The organism is Sunxiuqinia rutila, assembly GCF_050589705.1.
GTDB lineage: Bacteria > Bacteroidota > Bacteroidia > Bacteroidales > Prolixibacteraceae > Sunxiuqinia > Sunxiuqinia rutila.
Map to the genome: position 1 here is coordinate 13,319 of NZ_JBNGOT010000008.1, position 21,658 is coordinate 34,976.

The window sequence follows — 21,658 nt, forward strand, 5'->3', positions numbered from 1 at the left end:
GAGTGCAAAAATAAAAATTATTTAAAAACTTTAAACACCTCAAATGAATTATTTTTGCAATTCACATAGATTTTAAAGCAGTTATGACAAAAGATACCTCTTTTTCCCAAAAACTACTCCACTGGTATGAGTTCAACAAACGGGATCTCCCCTGGAGGGAAACCGCTGATCCATATGCTATTTGGCTATCGGAAATCATCCTGCAACAGACCCGCATTGACCAGGGAATGGCCTATTATATACGTTTTCTGGATGCTTACCCAAGTGTTAACGATTTTGCAAAAGCATCGGAAGATGAAATATTAAAGCTATGGCAAGGCTTAGGCTACTACTCCCGGGCCCGTAACATGCACCACACAGCCCGGGAAATTGTCTCGCAGCACCAAGGTCATTTTCCGGCGGACTACCAAAGCCTGCTTCGCCTAAAAGGTATCGGTGAATATACGGCAGCGGCCATTGCATCTATTGCCTACAATTTACCCCATGCTGCCGTTGATGGAAATGTCTTCCGGGTTTTGTCACGTATTAATGGTATAGAAACTCCTATAGATACCGGACAAGGGAAAAAGCAATTTACAGCCTTGGCTAACGAACTTTTGGACCCGCAGCAGGCCGGCAATTTCAACCAAGCCCTAATGGAGTTTGGAGCCACGCTTTGCACACCTAAAAAGCCAGGCTGCGCAAACTGTCCTTTTAATACGTCCTGCGTTGCACTTAGAAATAAAACAACGGAGTCACTCCCTGTAAAAAAAGGAAAAGTCAAAATAAGAACGCGCTTCTTCAATTACCTTATTATAAACGATGGCAGCCACACCTACCTTTCCAAGCGCACCTCGAACGACATTTGGAAGAACCTCTACGAGTTCCCACTCACGGAAACCTCTGACAAAAAGGAGCTTCACCAGACACTTGTCGAAAGTCAACTCATTCTGCCACAGAATGCCAAAATCGAAATCGAGGAGGAAACGCCCTGGCAAAAGCAAGTTCTCAGCCATCAACACATCTTTTATCGCTTTATCTATTTGAAAATAGGTGGAAAAATAAAACTCCCCTCCTCTGCAATTAAGGTGAATAAAAAAGATATTTTTAACTTTGCTGTTCCAAAGCCAATTGAAAAGGAATTAAACCGAAACAACTGGCTTTGATTTATTCATATTGAACAGGTTATGATTTAAGGCCCCAAATGGGTAATTCATAAAATTCTTACTAAAACATTGCCTTTCAGAGAGGGAATTTTTGTAAATTTATTATTGTTAATTCTAAAAATCTTTAATTATGTCTGTAAACAAAGTAATCTTAGTCGGAAATGTCGGTCGCGATCCTGAGGTCAGATACCTGGACAAGGATGTTGCAGTCGCCAACTTCCCACTGGCCACCTCTGAAAGCTATACCGCCAAAAACGGCGAAAAAGTGACCACAACAGAATGGCACAACATTGTTATTTGGAGAGGCTTGGCCAAGGTCGTCGAGCAGTATGTGAAAAAAGGAGACCGCCTTTACATTGAAGGTCGTATTCGTACCCGCTCCTGGGAAGACAAAGAGGGCAACAAACGGTACACCACTGAAATATACGGCGACAATATGGAAATGCTTGGTGGTTCAAGAAACCAACAGAACAACAACGCCAGCCAACAGCAAAATGCCCAAAACCAACAGGAAAATCAGGTGAGTGAACCCGACTTCAATCCCAACGAAGAAGACGATCTACCTTTCTAGTAATTAAAATTAATTTAATTGGAAACAGACCCTTTACCGATACTCACAGCAATCACCAGAGATATTGAATTTTATCCTCTGACAACCGCTGTAATTCTAAGCCTTGCCTTTATACTGATACTCTTGTTCTCTTCGGCCTTGATTTCAGGATCGGAAGTAGCGTATTTCTCGCTGAATCCGCAAGATCGTGAAAAACTCAAGTCCACTAAAAGCAAGCAGAATCATGCGATATTAAAGAACCTGGAGAACCCGGAAAAGTTATTGGCGACCATCCTGGTGGCCAATAACTTTGTTAATGTAGGCATTGTTATTCTTTCGGCCTATGCTACCGGCAAACTGTTCAATTTTGAAGCAGCCCCTACCATTGGATTTATCTTCCAGGTGGTGGTCATTACCTTTGTTCTTCTGCTTTTTGGAGAAATTGTACCTAAAGTTTATGCGAGTAGTCACCCGCTGAGTTTTGCCCGCTTCATGGCCATTCCTTTAACGGTGCTGGAACGTTTCTTCAGTCCCATCAATGCCATCCTGATTCATTCAACTTCGTTTGTGAATAAACATTTCCAGAAACAAACTCAAAACATTTCTGTCAATGAACTTTCGCAAGCACTCGAACTAACACTCGAACATGAACATGCCGAAGACAAGGAAATTTTGGAAGGAATTGTCAAATTTGGTAATAAAAATGTAGTTGAAATCATGCGCTCACGCGTTGATGTAGAGGCACTTGAAATCAAAGACTCCTACACCAAAGTCATTAATAAAATTAACGAATCGGGCTATTCCCGTGTTCCGGTTTATGACGGATCGTTTGACAATATTAAAGGCATTCTTTACATCAAAGACTTACTTCCGCACATTCATAAAAAGGAAAACTTCAAATGGCAAACCATCATTCGTCCGCCTTTCTATGTTCCTGAAACAAAAAAGATTGATGACTTACTGGAAGAATTCCAGAAAAACAAGGTACACATGGCCATCGTGGTTGATGAGTACGGCGGAAGCTCGGGCATTGTCACCCTCGAAGATGTGCTGGAGGAAATTGTGGGCGAAATAGCCGATGAGTTTGATGACGACGATAACTATTTCACGAAGATTGCTGAAAACAAATACTTGTTTGATGGGAAAATCCTCCTCAACGACTTCTATAAAGTCACCGGAAGCAATGATCATGTTTTTGACGACTACAAAGGAGATGCCGATACCTTGGCCGGACTGATACTGGAACTGAAAGGGGAAATTCCGGACAAACACGAAAAATTAAACTGCGAAAATTTCGTTTTCACCATTGAAGCAGTGGATAACCGGCGCATCAAAAAAATCAAAGTCGAAATTAACTGAGACTTCCTAAAAGAATGATCCTATGCAAAAGCAGTTTTCTCTGATTGTCTTGCTCGTTGTGCTATTGAGCGCTTGCCAAAAAGAATATACCCCCAAACCCCGAGGTTATTTTCGAATTGAGTTTCCGGAAAAAACCTATCACCGGTTAGGGCAGAATCTTCCCTACTCCTTTGAGGTTGCCGATTACTCCATTCCCCGATCCGCTTCGGACTACACCTACACTTCCGATTCGGGCTGGCTAACCATTAGCACGCCAGCCAACAAGGCAGACTTGCACCTGAGCTATGCCCCACTCAACAACGACTTGCAGAAACACCTGGAAGAATCGCGGCGACTTGCCTACGACCACTCCATCAAGGCAGATGCTATTGAGGAACGCTTATTCATCAACCGGGAACAACATGTCTATGGCACGATTTACTATATTGAAGGCAATGCTGCTTCGCCCATTCAGTTTTTTTTAACCGACAGCACGGAACACTTTTTGCGGGGAGCGCTTTACATCCGCGAAATCCCAAACATCGACTCCATTCGACCGGTGATCGACTTTCTGGAGCCCGATGTGATTCGTTTAATTGAAACAACCCACTGGAATTAACTCATGCCCTTAGTCAAAGAAATTGATATCGACCAAGGAGTCTTGCTCCTTTGGGAACTGACAGAAGACCTGGAATGGCTGAAAGCGCAGTTCCCCTTGCTTGATAAGGATGAAGCCTTTCATGCGTTGAAAAACAAAAAAAGGCAACAAGAATGGTTATCGGTAAAAATGATGCTCCGTTACATCGGATGTCCCTCAACCCAAATAAGCTACAACAGCAAAGGACAACCACAGGTCAACCATCCGAGCTACCAATACATCAGCATTAGCCATTCCAGCCAGTTAGCCGGAATCATCCTTCACACCAATAAGCCTGTTGGGTTGGATATCGAAAGTCTGAGCCGAAACTTCAAGACCATTGAACGAAAATACCTTTCTCCCACAGAAATCATGTGGGCACATCAAGATAACAAACGCCACTGTCTATTTTGGAGCGCCAAAGAAGCCGTATACAAGATAGCCGGTATCCCTGGCATCCATTTTTCAGATCAGATTGTGCTTTCTCCGGAAAAAAACAATCGGTTGACAGCTCAATTAGTGACACCTGAAAGGAATGAACACTTCCACCTGAATTACTTTGAATACAACGAACAATTAATTGTCTTTTTAATTGCGGCATGACCGAAGTTTAAAAAAACAAACAATTTGTAGAACTTCACATGCTCAAACTTGTTTATCCCTGAAAAAACACGATCATGAAACAAGCCGAATCACATATATTAGTCATTTTTGGAGCTTCGGGCGACTTAACCAAACGTAAGTTAATTCCCGCACTTCTTGAACTGGAAAAACAGAACCTTCTTCCAGATCAATTCGCTGTACTTGGCGTTAGTCGAACCAACCTTACCGATGAAGAATTCCGTCAGCGTATGACTGAATTTCTGACAGGAGAAGATCAAAAATTGGTTGCTAAGTTTTTAGGCCGACTGTATTACCAATCCATTTCAACAGCCGAATCCTATGAATACCCGGTACTTAAAGACCGTTTATTCACAATCGCCAAGGAGAACTCGATTCCCGAAAACTTCATTTTTTACCTGTCAACACCACCCCAGTTGTATGAAATTATCCCCAAAAACCTGGCAAGTGTCGATTTGAATAAAACGGACGATGGATTCCGGAGGCTCATTGTGGAAAAACCCTTTGGCACCGACCTGGAATCGGCCAAAGAGCTAAACAAAAACCTGTTGCACTACTTTGCCGAAGACCAGATTTACCGGATTGACCATTACCTCGGAAAAGAATCGGTTCAAAACCTGCTGGTAACACGCTTCTCCAATGGAATTTTCGAACCAATCTGGAATCAGAATTTCATTCATCATATTGAAATTACCTCAGCAGAAAGCCTTGGGGTTGAAAACCGCGGTGGCTATTACGATCACTCAGGCGCCATGCGCGACATGGTTCAAAATCACCTGCTCCAGCTAGTGGGCATGGTAGCCATGGAACCGCCGGTAGTGGTGGAAGCTGATGCCATTCGAAACGAAGTGCTTAAAGTATTTCAATCACTGCGCCCAATCAAAGAAGAGGAGGTTGATCAATACGTCATTCGTGGCCAATACATTGAATCGCATATTAAAGGAGAGCTGGTGAAAGGCTATCGACAAGAAGAAGGCGTTGATCCTGAAAGCCGGACCGAAACCTTTATGGCCATGAAGTTTTTTATTGACAACTGGCGCTGGGCAGGTGTTCCCTTCTACATCCGTACCGGTAAAAAATTACCAACCCGGGTTACCGAAGTGGTCATTCATTTCAAAAAAACACCCCACCATTTGTTCGGCAATCAATACGAAACGGAGCAAACCGCCAATCAATTGGTTATCCGTATTCAACCCGATGAAGGAATTTTATTGAAATTTGGCATGAAAGTGCCGGGTGCAGGTTTCCGGGTGCAAACCGTTAACATGGATTTTCATTACGAAGACCTGGCAGATTCCCACCGTTTACCAGCAGCTTACGAGCGGTTGTTACTGGATTGTATGCAGGGTGATGCCACCCTCTACTCGCGGGGCGATGCCGTGGAAAAAGCCTGGGATTTTGTTCAGCCCATTATGAATGCCTGGCAAAACAACACCGATATTCCGATTTATGGCTACCCTGCCGGAACTTGGGGACCCGATGTGGCCGATCAATTGGTAGAGGACGGACAGTGGCGCTATCCCTGCAAAAACTTGTCGAATGATGGCACCTATTGCGAACTTTAGAAAACTATAATCAGAAAATTCCATTGCTATGACTTCATCCAGAGAAATCAAGATATTTTCAAATGCCCGGGAGTTAGCTGAGGCATTTGCCCAAGAACTATACGAAACAGTAAAAAACACATCACAACGTTTTGACATAGCCCTTTCAGGCGGAAGTACGCCCAAGTTGCTTTTCGAAGTGCTTGCCCGGTCTTATGCTTCCCAAATGCCTTGGGAACGGGTTCATTTTTGGTGGGGAGACGAACGCTGTGTTCCGCCAACCAGTGAGGAAAGCAACTATGGTATGACCCAAAAACACTTGCTCTCAAAAGTAAATCTGGCCGAAAACCAGGTTCACCGGGTAAAAGGTGAACTCAATCCGGAAGAAGCAACTCGTGATTATATTGATGAAATAAAATCAAACCTGAAGGAGCGCGATGGCTGGCCGGTGTTTGACCTGATTATTCTTGGGATGGGCGACGACGGCCACACAGCTTCTATTTTTCCGCATGAAATGAACCTGTTAAAATCGAACCAGGTATGCGAGGTCGCCACTCATCCGGTCAGCGGACAAAAGCGAGTAAGCCTGACAGGAAAAACCATCAATAACGCCGATCGTATTTATTTTCTGATTTCGGGCAAGGCCAAAGCCAGTCGCATGGCTGAAATCATAAACAATACCGAAGAAGCAAACAAGCTTCCAACTACGCACATCCAAGTAGCACAGGGGCCGGTTACCTTCTTTTTGGATCAGGATGCCGCTTCAGAAATCGAAAATAACTAAACAGAAATAGTCACTCCCAAAAACAAATAGCAAACAAATGTTCATTCAAAAACTAATCACCTCATTGTTAATATCGTGTGAATAAGATTTAGTCGGACAAGCAATTCTGCTTAATTAAATTTTGTACATTTAATTAGCGTTGCAGCAAATGAAAAGCATTCCCCAAAAAAGGGAAAGCATCATCAAAAGCAAGAGGAAGCAAACGCATGTTCTTTTACCTATTTTTTATAACAAACCATCGTCAGGTTTTAACTTGAAATAAAATGCTTTTTCAAGATCTTAATAAAAGTTAAAGCAACACGAAGATGTGAGATATGAAAAATTGGTTTGTAATTTAGTCCGTTAATATCAAACCATTTGGAACAGAAACAACAAATAGAGTCGCCTCAGGAAAGTATTCTGCAGAATGCTTTCAATGCTGCCCAAACCGGGGTCTGGCATTGGGATATCGACCAAGACCGAATCCGGATTAATGATGCCTGGGCCCGGCTTATTGGTTACGCACCTGAAGAACTCGCCCCGTTTGATACTGCTCACTGGCTAAACCTTTGCCATCCCGAAGACCGAAAACGGGTATCTGACACCCTCAGTCGCGCGCTGAAAATGAAGAACAAACATTTCTCATTCCGAACCAGGCTGAGACACAAAAATGGTGATTGGATATGGGGGCAATTCAACGGAGGAGTAACAGAACCCGATTCTATTAATGAAAGGCCTGCCTTGAGCGGAACTCTGACCGATGTTACGGAACTTTATCATTCCAAAAACAACCTTCGCTACCGCTATGAGATCGAAAAGCTTGTTTCTGAAATCACCTCCAATTTTGTTGGAATTCCTTTTCAGGACACAGACAAAACCATCGATCAAGCCCTCCAGAAAATAGGTCAGTTCATGAATGTCGACCGCTGCTATGTTTTCCAGTTTCGGGAAAATGGCACCTTGATGAACAATACGCATGAGTGGCACACCAAAGGGATCAAACCACAAATGGGGCATCTCCAAAATCTGCCATCTTCTATTTTCCCTTGGTGGATGAACAGCTTAAGCAAGTTTGAGCATCTTTACATCCAACGTGTTAAAGACTTGCCTACAGAGGCCATCTCGGAAAAAGAAATTCTGCAAAGCCAGTCCATTATTTCGCTATTAGTAGTTCCTATTCATTACCAGCAAAAACTGCTTGGTTTTATAGGTTTCGATTCTGTTGTTCGGGAAAAGGAATGGCTGGAAGCAGACATTCATTTAATGAATACTGTTGCTCATGCCGTTGCCAGTGCTTTAAACGCAAAAAACTTTCAGGAAGCACTTGTGCAAGCCAAAGAGAAAGCCGAAGAAAGCGATCAGATTAAATCAGCTTTTTTGGCCACGATTAATCATGAACTACGCACGCCACTGCATCATATATTAGGATTTAGCGACCTGCTAAGAATGAGAAAAATTCCGGTTGCTGAAATCAGTAATTTTGCAGACAAAATCTACAAAAGCGGGAAAAACCTGCTTCAAATTATTGAGGATATTCTTAGTCTTGCGCAAGCTGACGAGAGCTCTGTTAAAGTTCGGAAAGAATACTTGCTGGGGAAAGACCTGTTTATTCAGCACAAATCGCTGCTGGATGAGATGCTAAAGTCGGCCAGCAAGGAACAAAGCCTGAAGTTGCATTACAATCCCTGCCCCAGCTTCCTCAACAGCTATTTCATTTCGGACAATAGCAAGATCAACCAGGTCATCATCAACTTGCTGAAAAATGCCATCAAATTCACCAACTCAGGTAGTATTGAATACCGGGCAGAAATCAAAAACAAAGAGCTTTCTTTCCATATTAAAGACACAGGCATAGGCATTACACAAGACCAGCAAAAACTCATTTTTGATTTCTTCAGGCAAGTCGATGATTCAAGCACCCGTATTTACAGTGGCGTAGGTATTGGACTAGCCATATCCAAAAGAATAACAACGATTCTGCAAGGAGAATTAACGGTTTGCTCCATTCCTGGAAAAGGAAGTACATTCACCTTGAAAATCCCTATTGAGACGGCTGTAAATTTGCAAAAAGCAACACGCAACCTGTAAGTTTTTACCCCATAAAAAAAGGAAGCAAGCCTAAACTTACTTCCTTTCGTTATTTCATTTTAAACTCCGGACAATTACTTTTTCAGCCATTTATCAAGCCATTGCTTAAAAACCCGTTGCCAGACAATTCCATTCTGAGCCGAAGTCACCCAGTGATTCTCTTCGGGGAAATACAGGAACTGAGCCGGCACATCTCTTAGCACCGCAGCATTAAAAGCCCCCATCCCTTGCGTGTAGGGAATCCGGAAATCTTTCTCTCCATGAATAACCAAAATCGGAGTATCCCATTTCTCAACAAATAAATGGGGAGAGAAACTGTAAGACCGCTGTGCCACCTGATTGCTTTTATCCCAGTATGGACCACCAATATCCCAGTTTTCAAACCACATTTCTTCGGTGGTTACATACATCTGATCGAAGTTGAAGATACCACAGTGCGAAATAAAAGCACTGAAACGTCCTTCGTGGTGACCAGCCAGATAGTTAACGGAGAAACCGCCGTAGCTGGCTCCCACAGCTCCCAATCGCTCATTATCCACAAAAGGCTCTTTGGCCAGTTCATCAATGGCAACCAGGTAATCCTGAATGTTGAGCCCACCATAATCCTTGCTGATTTGCTCAAGCCACTCCATGCCAAAGCCCGGCAAGCCACGCCGGTTTGGAGCCACAACAATGTAGCCGTTCGCGGCCATCATCTGGAAGTTCCACCGGGTTGACCAAAACTGACTCACAGTTCCCTGAGGACCTCCCTGACAATACAAAAGCGTTGGATATTTTTTGTTGGGATCAAAGTGGGGCGGATAAATCACCCACATATGCATGTCTTTATCATCCACTGTCTTCACCCAGCGCTCTTCCACAGCACCCATTTCCAGCTGATCAAGCAAACCTTTGTTTACTGCCGTAAGAGGTTCATCTTTCCCGTTTTTGGGATTAACCACATACAATTCTGCAGGTTGTGACATCGACACCTTCTGGGCCAATAATTTCCCATCGGGAAGTTCAATGGCCATCTGGTAGTTGTGCACGCCATCAGTCAATCGTTTAATCTCTCCGTCTTTCAAGTTCAACTGATAAATTTCATCAGTTGCATGAATATTACTGATAAAGAAAAGTGATTTACTGTCTGCTGACCAACTCAAATGTCCGGCATGCTGCTCCCAGCCTTCCGAATAATTGGTTTTCTCTCCGGTCTTCAGGTCCATGACAAACAAGCGTGTCTGATCGGCTTCGTAACCATCACGTGCCATACTTGTCCAGGCCAGCTTGGTACCATCAGGCGAGAAAAGTGGACTTTTGTCGTATCCCTTATTTTCTTCCGTCAAATTTTCAGTACTTCCGGTTTCCAAATCATAGCGATACAAGTCGGTGTTTGTCGACAAAGAATAGGCTTTTCCGGTCAGTTTTTTGCAGGAATAAACAATCTGCTTGCTATCAGGACTCCACGCAATCTGATCCAAGCCATCAAAAGGCTTATCGGGACTACTGTATTTCTGACCTTCCAAAATATCCAGTCCTTCAGAGATATTCCCCTTGCCATAATCGGCGATAAAAATATGGTTGTAAGTATAATCATGCCAGCTATCCCAGTGGCGATACATCAAATCATTTTCTAAACGTGCATTGGCTTTGGGCAAATCCGGAAACAAATCATGAATATCATCATCCAGTTTCACGGCTTTGGTATAAAGTATGTGATTTTGGTCCGGCGAATATTTAAAACCGGTAATGCCTCCTTCAATCTCGGTAATTTGAACCGCATCCGACCCATCGGGATTCATTTCCCAAAGTTGAGTTTCGCCGTCTTTGGCATATAAATAGCCAATTTTTTGCCCGTCAGGACGCCACTGGGCTCCGGACTCTTTAAGTGCCGTATGAGTTATTTGCTTACTTTCTCCGCCTTTAGCCGGAATGGTATACAATTCGCGGTACGACTTATTTTCTTCGATATGGTAATAGGTCACCGCATACAACACCGTCTTGCCATCCGGCGACAACTCGGCATTTCCAAGCTGCCCAAAAGACCACAACACTTCCGGAGTCATAACATCTGATTCCAGCTTGGGTGTTTCCGGGACGTAAGTTTTCTTTTCTTCAGCCATAACTTCTGATTTCATTCCGGCACAAAGCATGAGAGCCAGAACAGGTAAAACAACTAATTTTTTCATGGGTTATTCAATTTTTCAGCGTCCGAAAAATACAGCTTTGCCCAGAATAATAAAAAGATTCACCGCTGTAAAGTACTTATTGCAATAAAAAAGCACCTGTTCCGCCAGGGAACAGGTGCTGTCATCTTAACCAATTGATGTAATCACCCATCAATAGCGATAAGTACCTTCGTACTCAAACACTTCTCCTTCGTAATCTTTTCCGGTTACTTTAAAGGCCACCGAGTCTTGTCCTTCAACTTGCAAAGAGCTCAGATCGAAAGTAACAAATGCTGACATGCGGAAATTGGGAGCGTCATCACGGTCATTGTGTCTCAACTCTAGCGCAACAGGCTGGTTGTCCGCCGTAATTTCACCAGGTTCTTTCACCAGGTTCACATAGTGAATCATTCCATTTCCATAATAGTCCAATTCAAAAGTCAGCATGTTGTTGGTGGTCCAAACACTTTCAACATGAATCGGATCGTTCCCGATACTATCTTCTATTTCTTCAGTAATATCGAGAATTCCTTTAAATAAAATATCTCTGATGGAGTTGATACGCACGTAGTATTCTTCAACCTCATCATCAACACGCTTATCTCCTAACACGGTAAAATTGACCAGCACTCGGGTGCTGTCATCCTCTTCATCCCAATGATAATAACCATCCACCGGAAAAAGTTCGGATCCATCATCCATTTTAATGGTAAAGCCAGCATCATCGTTAACATGGATTACTCCGAAGCCAACCCAAAATTTATCCAATGAATATCCATCATCATCATTCCAATCACAGCTGAACAACACCATGCTCAGCATAGCGACTAAACCAAATTTCAAAAACCTTTTCATTTTTTTCTCTTTTTTCTGTTTTGAATTACACAACCAATAGATTGATCAGCTACCAAATAGGTTGCGTGGGGACATACATTTTTTTTTATTCTTTTAAAAAATAACAATTCTTAACTTTTGGCACAATCATTGATATTTACATTTCTATATATTTGCATCTATCAATTAAAATAACAAACCAAATGCACATTAAAGTGTTTTAGGGTTTGAATAGTAGTAAGAAACGACAAAAAATAAATAAGATGAAGAAATTATTCGCAGTCATTGCACTTGCAGCAATCACAACAGTGGGATGTGCCTCAGGAAACGGAAAAACAAATGACTCCCCGTCCAATACGCCTTCAACCACCGTTTCACCAAACAGTGAAGAAGGTGGCACAAGCTTGATTTCGAAAGACGAGTTTTTAAAACAAGTTTGGAACTATGAAGAGTCGCCCGAAGAATGGAAATTCCTGGGCGAAAAGCCGGTCATCATTGACTTCTACGCCGACTGGTGCGGACCGTGTCGAATCGCCTCTCCCATTCTGGAAGAAGTTTCAAACGAATTTGCCGGCAAAGTCAAAGTTTACAAAGTAGACACCCAAAAAGAGCGCGAACTGGCTGGCGTTTTTGGCATCCAAAGCATTCCGGCTTTTCTGTACATCCCTGTTGAAGGAAAGCCTGTTATGATGGCAGGAATTGGACGATCCAATGAAGAAACCAAAAAAATGTTTGTTGATAACATCAATAAATACCTGCTTACAAAAAACTAAAGCATCCGTTTTCTTGTTGACATTAGAAACCGACTCTTGCCTAAGTGCGGCAAAAAGGTTTTCAATAATTTATATGCAGAATAAAAAGAGCAACCACCCGGTTGCTTTTTTTATTGCTCCAATTGCCACCGACATAATTGCCAGGCCTCATCAAAAATTAAGCGAAAACCTGTACTTTTGCCAGCCTAAAAGCTATTTGATGACAAAAACAAAAAGTACGCCTGCTTACGACGTCGTTGTAATTGGGGCCGGCCCTGCAGGCTTAATTGCCGCCGGACGGGCTTCCGAATTGGGCGCACGCGTCCTGGTAATCGAAAAAATGCGATCGGCCGGACGCAAACTACTGATTACCGGAAAAGGCCGTTGCAATATTTCCAACGATGCCTATCAGTCCGAGTATTTCAAAAATATCTTTCCCAATGGCAAATACCTAAAACCTGCTTTTGGTGCTTTTTTCTCCAAGGATATTGTTGAGCTGCTGAATGCCGAAGGCGTAGAGACAACGGTTGAACGCGGAGGACGAATTTTCCCGACCAACAACAAAGCCCTGGAAGTGTTGAATGCTTTGATGAGTTGGGTGAGAAAACGTAAGGTCGACTTTCTTTACTCCTCGCAAGTAACCAAGATAATAGCAGAAGAAGGACAAATCTCAGGAGTTCAGATCCAACGACAAGGGCAAACCGAACAGATTCTTTGCTCCTCCGTCATTCTATGCACCGGAGGTAAATCGTACCCGGCCACCGGATCAACCGGCGATGGCTACTTGCTGGCCGAACAGCTGGGTCATACCATTGTTCCAGCACGTCCGGCCCTTGTTCCCTTGGTTACCGCTGGAAAAATGGCTGCCGATCTGCAAGGATTAAGCCTGAAGAATGTTACCGCCAGTGTTTGGGTGAACAACAAAAAGCAGAAGGATGCCTTTGGCGAAATGCTGTTTGCACACTACGGGCTCACCGGACCAATTATCCTTACCTTAAGCCGGTTGGTTGTCGATGAACTGAATCAAAAAAACAAGGTCAAAATCACCATTGATTTAAAGCCTGCTTTGGATGAAAACAAGCTGGATGCACGACTAATACGTGATCTGGATGCCAATGGTAAAAAGCAAATCGAAAATATTTTTAAAAGCTGGCTGCCCTCCAAGCTTATCCCCGTTTTTATGGAGGACCTCCAAATCGACGGAAAAAAACAAGGACACCAGATTAATGCCAAAGAGCGTCGCAAAATTATGCTGATGATGAAGAGCCTGTCTTTTGATGTCGTCGACTATCGCGGTTTCAACGAAGCCATCATTACTGCCGGAGGCATCAGCACCAGCGAGGTGGATGGAAAAACCATGCAATCCAAAAACGTCAAAAACCTCTACTTCGCTGGCGAAGTGCTGGATCTGGATGCCAACACCGGAGGCTATAACCTGCAAATTGCCTACTCCACAGCCTGGCTGGCTGCCAACTCGCTGATGAAAGAGCAAACAAAAACAAATTCAAATACTTAATACCAAAGATCATGATTAAAGAAGCCTGTATTGAAAACTTTACGCAAGCCTTAGCAGCTCAACAAGCCGGAGCCAACCGCGTTGAGCTTTGTGAAAACCTGGCCGTAGGCGGAACCACTCCTTCGTATGGCACAATCAAAGCCTGTATGGAAAAGCTCTCAATTCCCCCCTTTGTTATGATCCGTCCTCGCGGTGGTGACTTTGTTTATTCGGAGGAAGAATTAGAAATCATGCAAGAAGACATCGATCGCTGTAAAGAGCTGGGCGTACCCGCTGTTGTTTTTGGCTTGCTAACTGCTGATGGCGAAATTGATGTAGCCAATACACGCATGCTTGTAGAGCGCGCACGACCAATGCAAGTCACCTTTCACAAAGCGTTTGATGAATTAGCTAACCCGCTGGCAGGAATTGATACCTTAGTTGAACTTGGTGTTGACCGGCTGCTGACTTCCGGAACTAAGGCAACCGCAAAAGAAGGAACTGAAATTCTAAACCAGTTGATTGAGCGAGCCAATGGCAAGTTGACCATTGTTGCCGCAGGAAAAGTCACGCGCGACAATCTTGCTGACTTAAGCCAAACAATACAAACAACTGAATTTCACGGCAAGGCAATTGTCTAGTCCAGTAGGCTGTCCAAACCCTTTCCTGCTCTGGTTGCAGCGAACTCAGTAATCTCAAAATCGGCAATCCCTAGTTCATAAAAGAGATCCTGACGAATGATTTATTCCAGTTCATTGCGACTGGAGCATCGAGCTCTCCCTCACTGCGGGATATTTTTTGCCCGACAGCAGAAAAACGCCATATTCAAAATAAGTGTAAATAAACCGGATATGAGGCTCCAAATGCTTGTCGGCCTCACTTACCGGAACCTTGTAAGTCTATAAAATTATATACATGATCTGAATTTTTCTCTGGAGAAAAGAAAAAACAGGTCTTGAAAAAAATGTTTGCTCATTTTTATTCTCCATTGATTTTGCGTATTTTAGTTTAACAAAACTTAGCATTCCCGCTATTCTTAAAATCCCCATAAAACCGGCTGATAACATGACAACAAGCATCGAAAACCCACAATTACAGCTGGCGCTGGACTTCGTTCGATATACCAATCAAAATATTTTCCTGACCGGGAAAGCTGGTACCGGAAAGACCACCTTTCTGCGTAACCTGAAGCATGAATCACCCAAACGGATGGTGGTTGTTGCACCAACAGGCGTTGCAGCGATCAATGCCGGAGGAGTGACCATTCACTCGTTTTTTCAGATGTCATTTGGGCCTCAAATACCACAAACTAATCCGTCCTTCTCCATCAGTAATCCAAATGGGTTGAATGCGCCAACAGCGATCAAACGTTACAGCAAAGAAAAGATCAACATTATCCGTAGTCTTGACCTGCTGGTAATTGATGAAATCAGTATGGTCCGTGCCGATTTGCTCGATGGGATCGATGAAGTATTGCGACGTTTTCGGGACCGACGCAAACCTTTTGGGGGCGTTCAGGTGCTCATGATTGGTGATTTGCAACAGTTGGCTCCCGTAGTTAAAGAGGACGAGTGGAACTTGCTGAGAAGTTATTACGACACCTGCTATTTCTTCAGTAGCCGCGCTTTAAAACAAGCCTCGTTTATCAGCATTGAGTTGAAGCACATTTACCGGCAAAGTGATGAACGCTTTATTGGACTTCTCAATAAAATACGCGATAATCAAGCTGATGCCCCAACTTTAAACGAGCTCAACAAACGATACATCCCCAACTTCCAAGCCCAAACAGAGGATGAATACATTACGCTCACCACGCACAATTACCAGGCTCAACAGCTCAACCAATCGAAATTGGAAGCACTGAAAACAAAAGCCAGTTCTTTTGAAGCCAATGTGTATGACGACTTTCCGGAATACCTGTATCCAACTGACTATAAATTGGTGCTGAAGCCCGGTGCCCAGGTCATGTTTGTAAAAAATGACAGTTCGCCAGAAAAACGATACTACAACGGTAAAATTGGAACGGTTACCGAAATTGACGAGGACTACATTGAAGTGACATGCAAAGGCGACGTCAAACCCATCATCGTGGAGCGCGACAAATGGCAAAATGCCAAATACGGCATCAACAAACAAACCCAAGAGATTGAAGAAACCCTCATTGGCGAATTTGAACAATTTCCTCTGAAACTGGCCTGGGCCATTACCATCCATAAAAGCCAAGGGCTAACTTTCGAAAAAGCCATTATCAATGCACAGCAATCATTCGCTCACGGACAAGTTTACGTGGCGCTAAGTCGCTGCAAATCGCTGGAGGGCTTGGTTCTAAGTACGCCGATTGAAACACACAGCGTAAAAAATGATGAAACCGTCATTTCATTTACCAGCCAGGTAGAAGCCAATGAGCCCGGAGAAAGAGAATTGCTTGAATCCCGAAAAAAATATCAGCTTCAATTATTGACCGAACTGTTTGATTTCAACCTTATCCGATGGCAATTGCAATATTTAATGAAGCTATGCGATGAACACGGCGCTTTGCTGCTCGGCAATCTGCCTCAACAACTCCAAGCCATTTTCCCGCAATTGAACACCGAAATCATGGCAGTATCATCCACCTTTGAACGGCAAATCCGGCACCTAATCCCCCTGACATCCGATGCTGAAGATAACGAACAACTGCAGGAGCGCATCAAAAAGGCATGTGCTTATTACTTGGAAAAACTGCAAACGGTGCTGATTCAGCCCATCGATGCACTTGGATTTGAAACCGACAACAAGGCCGTCCGGAAAAGTTTTCAGGAAGCCTTCGAAAAGCTGCACCGCGAATTAAACAGCAAACGGCAGGTGCTGGAATGCTGCCGGTCGGGTTTTGAAATGAAAACCTACATTGATGTGAAGGCTAAAGCATCGATGGATTTAAGTGGTCGGGCGGCAGCCAGCGGAGCCAGCAAAACACTGATTTCAAAGCATCCCGATTTTTTCAAGCAGATGCTGAGTTGGCGAGTGCAAAAAGCCGAAGACAACAGCCTGCCCATTTCAAAAATTCTTCCACAGAAAACCTTATTAGCCATCGTGGATCAGCTGCCTGCAACCATCAACGAGCTGAAAGCCATTAAGGGCATGGGTGGAAAAAAAATGCAGCAGTTTGGAAAAGATATTCTGCAACTCACAATTGCCTACCGACGTGAAAAAGACATGGAACTGCCTGCCAATGCCGACAAAGAGCCAGCCAAAGCCATGCTCGATTCTAAACACATCAGCTATGCTTTGTTCAAAACCGGACAATCCATCACCGAGATTGCCCGCGAAAGACAGCTGGCAGCAACAACGATTGAAAGTCACCTGGCTCATTTTGTCGCTCAAGGGGATTTACAACTCAAGGGCTTGGTCGATAAGAAGAAGCAGGATGCCATTACAAAAGCCTACGAAAAGAGCAAAAACAAGTCTATGGGAGCAATAAAAGCCGCACTGGGCGACCAATGCAGCTTTTCTGAAATACGTTTTGTATTGAGTTATCTGGAAGCCCAGCGAACGCCTTAACCTATTTTTTCAAATAGGATTCGGCATCAATCAACACATTCTTATCATCCTCGTAAAGCGCGTAGTTAAATCCAGGATGCAGGCAGTAAGCTCCTGTTTCACCCGCTTTGTTGATGGCAATATACCCAATCTGCACTTCATCAAAGTTTGGTTGCAACTTCACAATTCGCATTACGGCTTCTTCACAGGCGGCTTGTGGCGAACGTCCCTGACGCATCAGTTCCACCACCAAAAAGCTCCCCAAGGTACGCATCACCCATTCGCCATGACCGGTAGCCGCGGCACCTCCAACTTCGTTGTCGCAAAACATTCCGGCACCAATAATAGGCGAATCACCAACGCGTCCGTGCAACTTGTAAGCCATTCCTGATGTCGTACAAGCTCCGCTCAAATTACCGTGCACGTCCAAGGCCAGCATCGAAATGGTATCGTGGTTTTCAATATTCACTTCGGGATGATAGTCGGCCTTTGTTTTCCAATCTTCCCACTGACGGCGTGCCTCATCGGTTAGCAAGTCTTCCTTTTCAAACCCATTTTCCAAGGCAAACTGCAAAGCACCTTCACCGGCAAGCATTACGTGCGGTGTTTTTTCCATCACCAAGCGGGCTACCGAAATAGGATGTTTGATATGCTCTAAAAAGCAAACCGATCCGGCATTCCCTTTGTCGTCCATAATGCAGGCATCCAGGGTTACATGGCCATCCCGGTCAGGACGTCCGCCGTAACCTACACTCATTTCCTTCGGGTCAGCTTCCGGGACCCGAACGCCTTGCTCCACCGCATCCAATGCCGTTCCTCCTGCTTTCAACACTTTCCAGGCGGCCTCATTGGCTGGTATTCCATGGCTCCAGGTTGAAATAGCCACGGGCTTCTTTGCGGCAGGTGCACTCATCGCCTGAGCTCCCTTAAACAATACAGTAGTTGCAAGAGAAGCTGCTGCTCCCTTTTGTAAAAATTGACGTCGGTTAAGCATGTTTGTCATTTTGATGTATGATTTAAAGCTTCAAAATAAATGAAAAATACGGAGAATGGCCCTCTTCTCAGCCAACAAGTCACCAGTAAATCGTCAAAACAACCGGATTTAAACCGATCGTGAACCAACAAAGAACCTCCACGGGCAGAGCTTAAAGACCATTCCCCACAGAGAGAATGCCCCCACGTCAACCTCTAACAACTGAACCTTTCCTTTTTCAAGTGTATTAGTAGAAAACAACAGCTATCAGATGAATTATCAACGTAAGAAAAATGCACTGGGCTGGTCGGTATTTGCAATTTCACTGATTGTTTACGGACTAACCATCGAGCCAACTTTGAGTTTGTGGGACTGCGGCGAGTTTTTGGCTTCGGCCTACAAACTTCAAATTTGTCATGCGCCAGGGGCTCCACTATTTTTGCTGCTTGGGCGGATCTTTTCCTTGTTCAGCTTTGGGCATGTAGAACGTGTGCCTCTTCTTATTAATGGGGTATCGGCCCTTTCCAGCGCCGGAACAGTCATGCTGCTCTTCTTTATATCAAGCTGGGTGATGGAAAAAATAGCCGTCAAACAGCCAAATGCCATCCTACTGGCCTCGGCAGTGGGTGCTTTGAGTTTTGCCTTTACCGATTCCTTTTGGTTTTCAGCCCTGGAAGCCGAAGTATATGCTCTATCCTCCTTATTCATGGCATTGGTACTTTGGGCTGCCACGCGTTGGGAGCGCGAGGCCGGCGATCCTACGGCCAACCGCTGGCTTGTACTGATTTTCTTTTTCACCGGTCTATCCATTGGTGTGCATCTTCTCAACCTGTTGGTATTACCTTGCATTGCATTAATTATCTACTTCAAGAAATACAAACCTTCCCTTAAAGGTACGCTGGTCGTATTGGCTACTTCTGGTTTATGCATCATCTTCTTGATGAAAATTTTCATTCCCGGCATCTTTTCCCTCGCCGGGCCATTTGAGTTGCTGGCAGTTAACAAGCTTGGATTACCTGTCAACTCCGGGTTCTACTTTTACCTGCTGCTGTTGGCCTCGGTAATCTCTGCTGCCTTGGCTTACTCAGAACTTCGCCGAAAGCCCGGGCTCAACCTGGCCTTATTGTGTTTGCTGTTCCTGATGCTGGGCTATACTTCTTATTTCGTCCCCTTTGTCCGCTCGGCAGCCAATCCTCCATTGGATCAGGGAAATCCAGAAACGACCTTCGAACTGATTAACTACCTCAACCGCGAAAGCTATGGCAGCCGTCCGATTTTACATGGTGAAACCTATGGCTCCGTGCCCATTTCGTATAAAAAACGTGTCAGCTACGAATTTGATGGTGAAAAGTACTATCCGGTGAGGCTTCCCCCGAAAGTGAACTACGCCAAAGGAACAACCAGTTTCTTTCCTCGTCTGCACAGCACCGACAAGCAGCACCGGCAAGCCTACGCCAATTGGGTAAACCTGAAGGAGCGTAAGGTGACCTATTCAAGCATGAAGGGCGAACAAGCACAGACCTCTGTTCCGACATTGGCTGAAAACTTCAATTTCTTTTGGCGCTATCAATTCGGACACATGTATGTTCGTTATTTTCTGTGGAATTTTGTTGGTCGTCAAAACGATATTCAAAGCCGTGGCGAACTGGAATATGGCAACTGGCAATCAGGCATTCCCTTTCTGGATCGCCAGCGACTGGGTGATTCGGAACACCTGCCCCATGAGCTTAAAACGAATAAAGCCAACAACCGCTATTTCTTTTTCCCCCTTATATTGGGTCTGGTCGGTCTGATCTTTCATTATCGAAGAGAGAAACAAAGCTTTGTAGAATTGATCGTTCTATTTGGAATTATGAGTGTGGGACTGGTTATCTACCTCAATGAAATTCCAATCACTCCGCGTGAGCGGGATTACGTCTTTGTCGGGTCATTCTTTGTTTTTAGCTTTTGGATCGGGATGGGCACACTGGCCCTATTCAATTGGTTACAGTCCAACTATCTGGCAACTCCGGCCTTGGTAATCACCGGTCTACTGGCTCTGGCGGCCGGTCCGGGCTTGCTGCTTCACCAAAACTACGACGATCACAACCGATCGGGGCGCTATTCAGCCCGGGATGTGGTCCGCAATTACCTGATGTGCTGCGAACCAAACGCCATCCTGTTCACCCATGCAGACAACGACACTTATCCCCTTTGGTATTGTCAGGAAGTGGAAGGTATCCGCCAAGACGTACGTGTCGTGGTGATGCCTTACCTCAATGCCGGATCCTACATCAAGCAAATAACCCGTAAAATCTATGACAACGAAGGCCTCAAGCTATCCGTTCCGGTAGAAAAATACACCCAGGGTGAGGTTGATTATTTGCCCATCATCCCTAAAATCAAGGGGGAACAAGACTTGCAAAAAGTACTGAATTTCATAACAAATGACAGTTCGCAAACCAAAGTTGCGCTGTACTCAGGTGAGAAGGTAAACTTTATTCCGGTTGAAAATATGTACCTGACAATGGCAAACCAGAAGATTCCGGTTCAACCCCAAAAAGAATACCTCATGCGCAATGAATTAGCTTTCTGGGATATTCTTAATTCGAACAATGCCAACCGCCCGATTTGCTTTACATCTCTTGCCGATGTTCATCAATATGGTCTTCAAAACTATATTCGGAACGATGGATTGGTTTACCGTCTGGTTCCGGAGTACTACGCCGGTGAGTCGCAACTGGAAAACGGGCAGGTGGAAACCGACCGGCTTTATACCAACCTGATGAAGCGCTGCAACTGGGAGAATTTGAAAGATGAAAGCATCTATTTTGACTGGTACCATCGTTACCTGTTTGCTTCGGCGCAAATACGGCCATCCTTTTATCAGCTGGCCAAAGCGCTCGCCAACGAGAACCGCCAGTCAGAAGCCCTTCAGGTACTTCAGGAGGCAGAAGAAATTCTTCCATTCCGAAACCGGGAATTGGACTACTATTCAATTTTGATGTGTGAGCTGTATTTTCAACTTGAAGAAAAAGAGGCCGGAGAAAAACAACTTCAAAAAATGGCCGCCAACCTGAGCGAATGGATCAATTATCAGCTCCTGCTGACGAAACAGCTGGACGCAAACATGATGCAAAACCTAAAACGAAAACTATATTATTTTCAGACGTTGGTTTCCATCGCGCAATCCAATCAGCTGGCACTAGCACCAACGCTCATGGAAAGCCTAAACACCTACATGGCCCGGCTTGAATAGCAAAATCGAAAAAG

16 protein-coding genes are annotated in these 21,658 nt (G+C 44.3%); 13 read left to right on the forward strand and 3 right to left on the reverse strand.

What is annotated here, in order from left to right; all coding sequences use genetic code 11:
- The first annotated feature begins 83 nt into the window (after positions 1–83).
- From mutY to ACRD6K_RS11465, 8 genes are all read left to right on the forward strand, one after another.
- Positions 84–1,145, forward strand: a complete 1,062-nt coding sequence (gene mutY / locus ACRD6K_RS11430) for an A/G-specific adenine glycosylase (protein ID WP_430973359.1) — start codon at positions 84–86, stop codon at positions 1,143–1,145.
- 130 nt (positions 1,146–1,275) lie between these two features.
- Complete coding sequence (locus ACRD6K_RS11435) at positions 1,276–1,716, forward strand: single-stranded DNA-binding protein (protein WP_299579179.1); 441 nt, start codon at positions 1,276–1,278, stop codon at positions 1,714–1,716.
- A gap of 18 nt (positions 1,717–1,734) precedes the next feature.
- The gene (gene gldE / locus ACRD6K_RS11440; RefSeq protein ID WP_299579182.1) at positions 1,735–3,054 is read left to right on the forward strand and encodes a gliding motility-associated protein GldE; all 1,320 of its coding nucleotides are present in this window, start codon (positions 1,735–1,737) and stop codon (positions 3,052–3,054) included.
- Positions 3,055–3,076: 22 nt separating this feature from the next.
- Entirely contained in the window at positions 3,077–3,652 is a 576-nt protein-coding gene (gene gldD, locus ACRD6K_RS11445; RefSeq protein WP_430973360.1) for a gliding motility lipoprotein GldD, read from the forward strand.
- A 3-nt stretch (positions 3,653–3,655) separates the two neighbouring features.
- Positions 3,656–4,273, forward strand: a complete 618-nt coding sequence (locus ACRD6K_RS11450) for a 4'-phosphopantetheinyl transferase family protein (RefSeq protein WP_299579188.1) — start codon at positions 3,656–3,658, stop codon at positions 4,271–4,273.
- Positions 4,274–4,347: 74 nt separating this feature from the next.
- Positions 4,348–5,856, forward strand: coding sequence for a glucose-6-phosphate dehydrogenase (gene zwf / locus ACRD6K_RS11455; RefSeq protein ID WP_430973361.1), 1,509 nt, complete (start codon positions 4,348–4,350; stop codon positions 5,854–5,856).
- A gap of 28 nt (positions 5,857–5,884) precedes the next feature.
- On the forward strand, positions 5,885–6,619 hold the full coding sequence (pgl, locus tag ACRD6K_RS11460) for a 6-phosphogluconolactonase (protein WP_430973362.1): 735 nt from the start codon (positions 5,885–5,887) through the stop codon (positions 6,617–6,619).
- Between the two features lie 357 nt (positions 6,620–6,976).
- Entirely contained in the window at positions 6,977–8,686 is a 1,710-nt protein-coding gene (locus ACRD6K_RS11465; protein WP_430973363.1) for a sensor histidine kinase, read from the forward strand.
- Between the two features lie 74 nt (positions 8,687–8,760).
- Here ACRD6K_RS11465 and dpp5 read toward each other — a convergent pair whose 3' ends face one another.
- Both dpp5 and ACRD6K_RS11475 read right to left on the reverse strand, forming a co-directional pair.
- A complete protein-coding gene (gene dpp5 / locus ACRD6K_RS11470) occupies positions 8,761–10,854 on the reverse strand; it encodes a dipeptidyl-peptidase Dpp5 (protein WP_430973364.1) in 2,094 nt (697 codons plus the stop codon).
- Positions 10,855–11,004: 150 nt separating this feature from the next.
- The gene (locus ACRD6K_RS11475) at positions 11,005–11,688 is read right to left on the reverse strand and encodes a NigD1/NigD2 family lipoprotein (RefSeq protein ID WP_430973365.1); all 684 of its coding nucleotides are present in this window, start codon (positions 11,686–11,688) and stop codon (positions 11,005–11,007) included.
- 242 nt (positions 11,689–11,930) lie between these two features.
- On the opposite strand from ACRD6K_RS11475, the gene ACRD6K_RS11480 reads away from it, so the two are divergent.
- The 4 genes from ACRD6K_RS11480 (at position 11,931) to ACRD6K_RS11495 (ending at position 17,454) form a co-directional block, all read left to right on the forward strand.
- Positions 11,931–12,440: a thioredoxin domain-containing protein gene (locus tag ACRD6K_RS11480; protein ID WP_430973366.1), complete on the forward strand. Its 510-nt coding sequence runs from the start codon at positions 11,931–11,933 to the stop codon at positions 12,438–12,440.
- A gap of 199 nt (positions 12,441–12,639) precedes the next feature.
- Entirely contained in the window at positions 12,640–13,935 is a 1,296-nt protein-coding gene (locus ACRD6K_RS11485; protein ID WP_430973367.1) for a BaiN/RdsA family NAD(P)/FAD-dependent oxidoreductase, read from the forward strand.
- Positions 13,936–13,946: 11 nt separating this feature from the next.
- The gene (locus ACRD6K_RS11490) at positions 13,947–14,555 is read left to right on the forward strand and encodes a copper homeostasis protein CutC (RefSeq protein ID WP_299579212.1); all 609 of its coding nucleotides are present in this window, start codon (positions 13,947–13,949) and stop codon (positions 14,553–14,555) included.
- A 424-nt stretch (positions 14,556–14,979) separates the two neighbouring features.
- Positions 14,980–17,454: a helix-turn-helix domain-containing protein gene (locus ACRD6K_RS11495; protein WP_430973368.1), complete on the forward strand. Its 2,475-nt coding sequence runs from the start codon at positions 14,980–14,982 to the stop codon at positions 17,452–17,454.
- Position 17,455: 1 nt separating this feature from the next.
- Here ACRD6K_RS11495 and ACRD6K_RS11500 read toward each other — a convergent pair whose 3' ends face one another.
- Positions 17,456–18,436, reverse strand: a complete 981-nt coding sequence (locus ACRD6K_RS11500) for an isoaspartyl peptidase/L-asparaginase family protein (RefSeq protein WP_299579218.1) — start codon at positions 18,434–18,436, stop codon at positions 17,456–17,458.
- A 241-nt stretch (positions 18,437–18,677) separates the two neighbouring features.
- Here ACRD6K_RS11500 and ACRD6K_RS11505 point away from each other — a divergent pair, with 241 nt between their 5' ends.
- A complete protein-coding gene (locus ACRD6K_RS11505) occupies positions 18,678–21,644 on the forward strand; it encodes a glycosyltransferase family 117 protein (RefSeq protein WP_430973369.1) in 2,967 nt (988 codons plus the stop codon).
- The last annotated feature ends 14 nt before the right edge of the window (positions 21,645–21,658 follow it).

Coding starts and splice junctions, on each gene's coding strand:
- mutY (WP_430973359.1), top strand. CDS start 84: ATGACAAAAGATACCTCTTTTTCCCAAAAACTACTCCACTGGTATGAG.
- ACRD6K_RS11435 (WP_299579179.1), top strand. CDS start 1,276: ATGTCTGTAAACAAAGTAATCTTAGTCGGAAATGTCGGTCGCGATCCT.
- gldD (WP_430973360.1), top strand. CDS start 3,077: ATGCAAAAGCAGTTTTCTCTGATTGTCTTGCTCGTTGTGCTATTGAGC.
- ACRD6K_RS11450 (WP_299579188.1), top strand. CDS start 3,656: ATGCCCTTAGTCAAAGAAATTGATATCGACCAAGGAGTCTTGCTCCTT.
- zwf (WP_430973361.1), top strand. CDS start 4,348: ATGAAACAAGCCGAATCACATATATTAGTCATTTTTGGAGCTTCGGGC.
- pgl (WP_430973362.1), top strand. CDS start 5,885: ATGACTTCATCCAGAGAAATCAAGATATTTTCAAATGCCCGGGAGTTA.
- dpp5 (WP_430973364.1), bottom strand. CDS start 10,854: ATGAAAAAATTAGTTGTTTTACCTGTTCTGGCTCTCATGCTTTGTGCC.
- ACRD6K_RS11475 (WP_430973365.1), bottom strand. CDS start 11,688: ATGAAAAGGTTTTTGAAATTTGGTTTAGTCGCTATGCTGAGCATGGTG.
- ACRD6K_RS11480 (WP_430973366.1), top strand. CDS start 11,931: ATGAAGAAATTATTCGCAGTCATTGCACTTGCAGCAATCACAACAGTG.
- ACRD6K_RS11485 (WP_430973367.1), top strand. CDS start 12,640: ATGACAAAAACAAAAAGTACGCCTGCTTACGACGTCGTTGTAATTGGG.
- ACRD6K_RS11490 (WP_299579212.1), top strand. CDS start 13,947: ATGATTAAAGAAGCCTGTATTGAAAACTTTACGCAAGCCTTAGCAGCT.
- ACRD6K_RS11495 (WP_430973368.1), top strand. CDS start 14,980: ATGACAACAAGCATCGAAAACCCACAATTACAGCTGGCGCTGGACTTC.
- ACRD6K_RS11500 (WP_299579218.1), bottom strand. CDS start 18,436: ATGACAAACATGCTTAACCGACGTCAATTTTTACAAAAGGGAGCAGCA.
- ACRD6K_RS11505 (WP_430973369.1), top strand. CDS start 18,678: ATGAATTATCAACGTAAGAAAAATGCACTGGGCTGGTCGGTATTTGCA.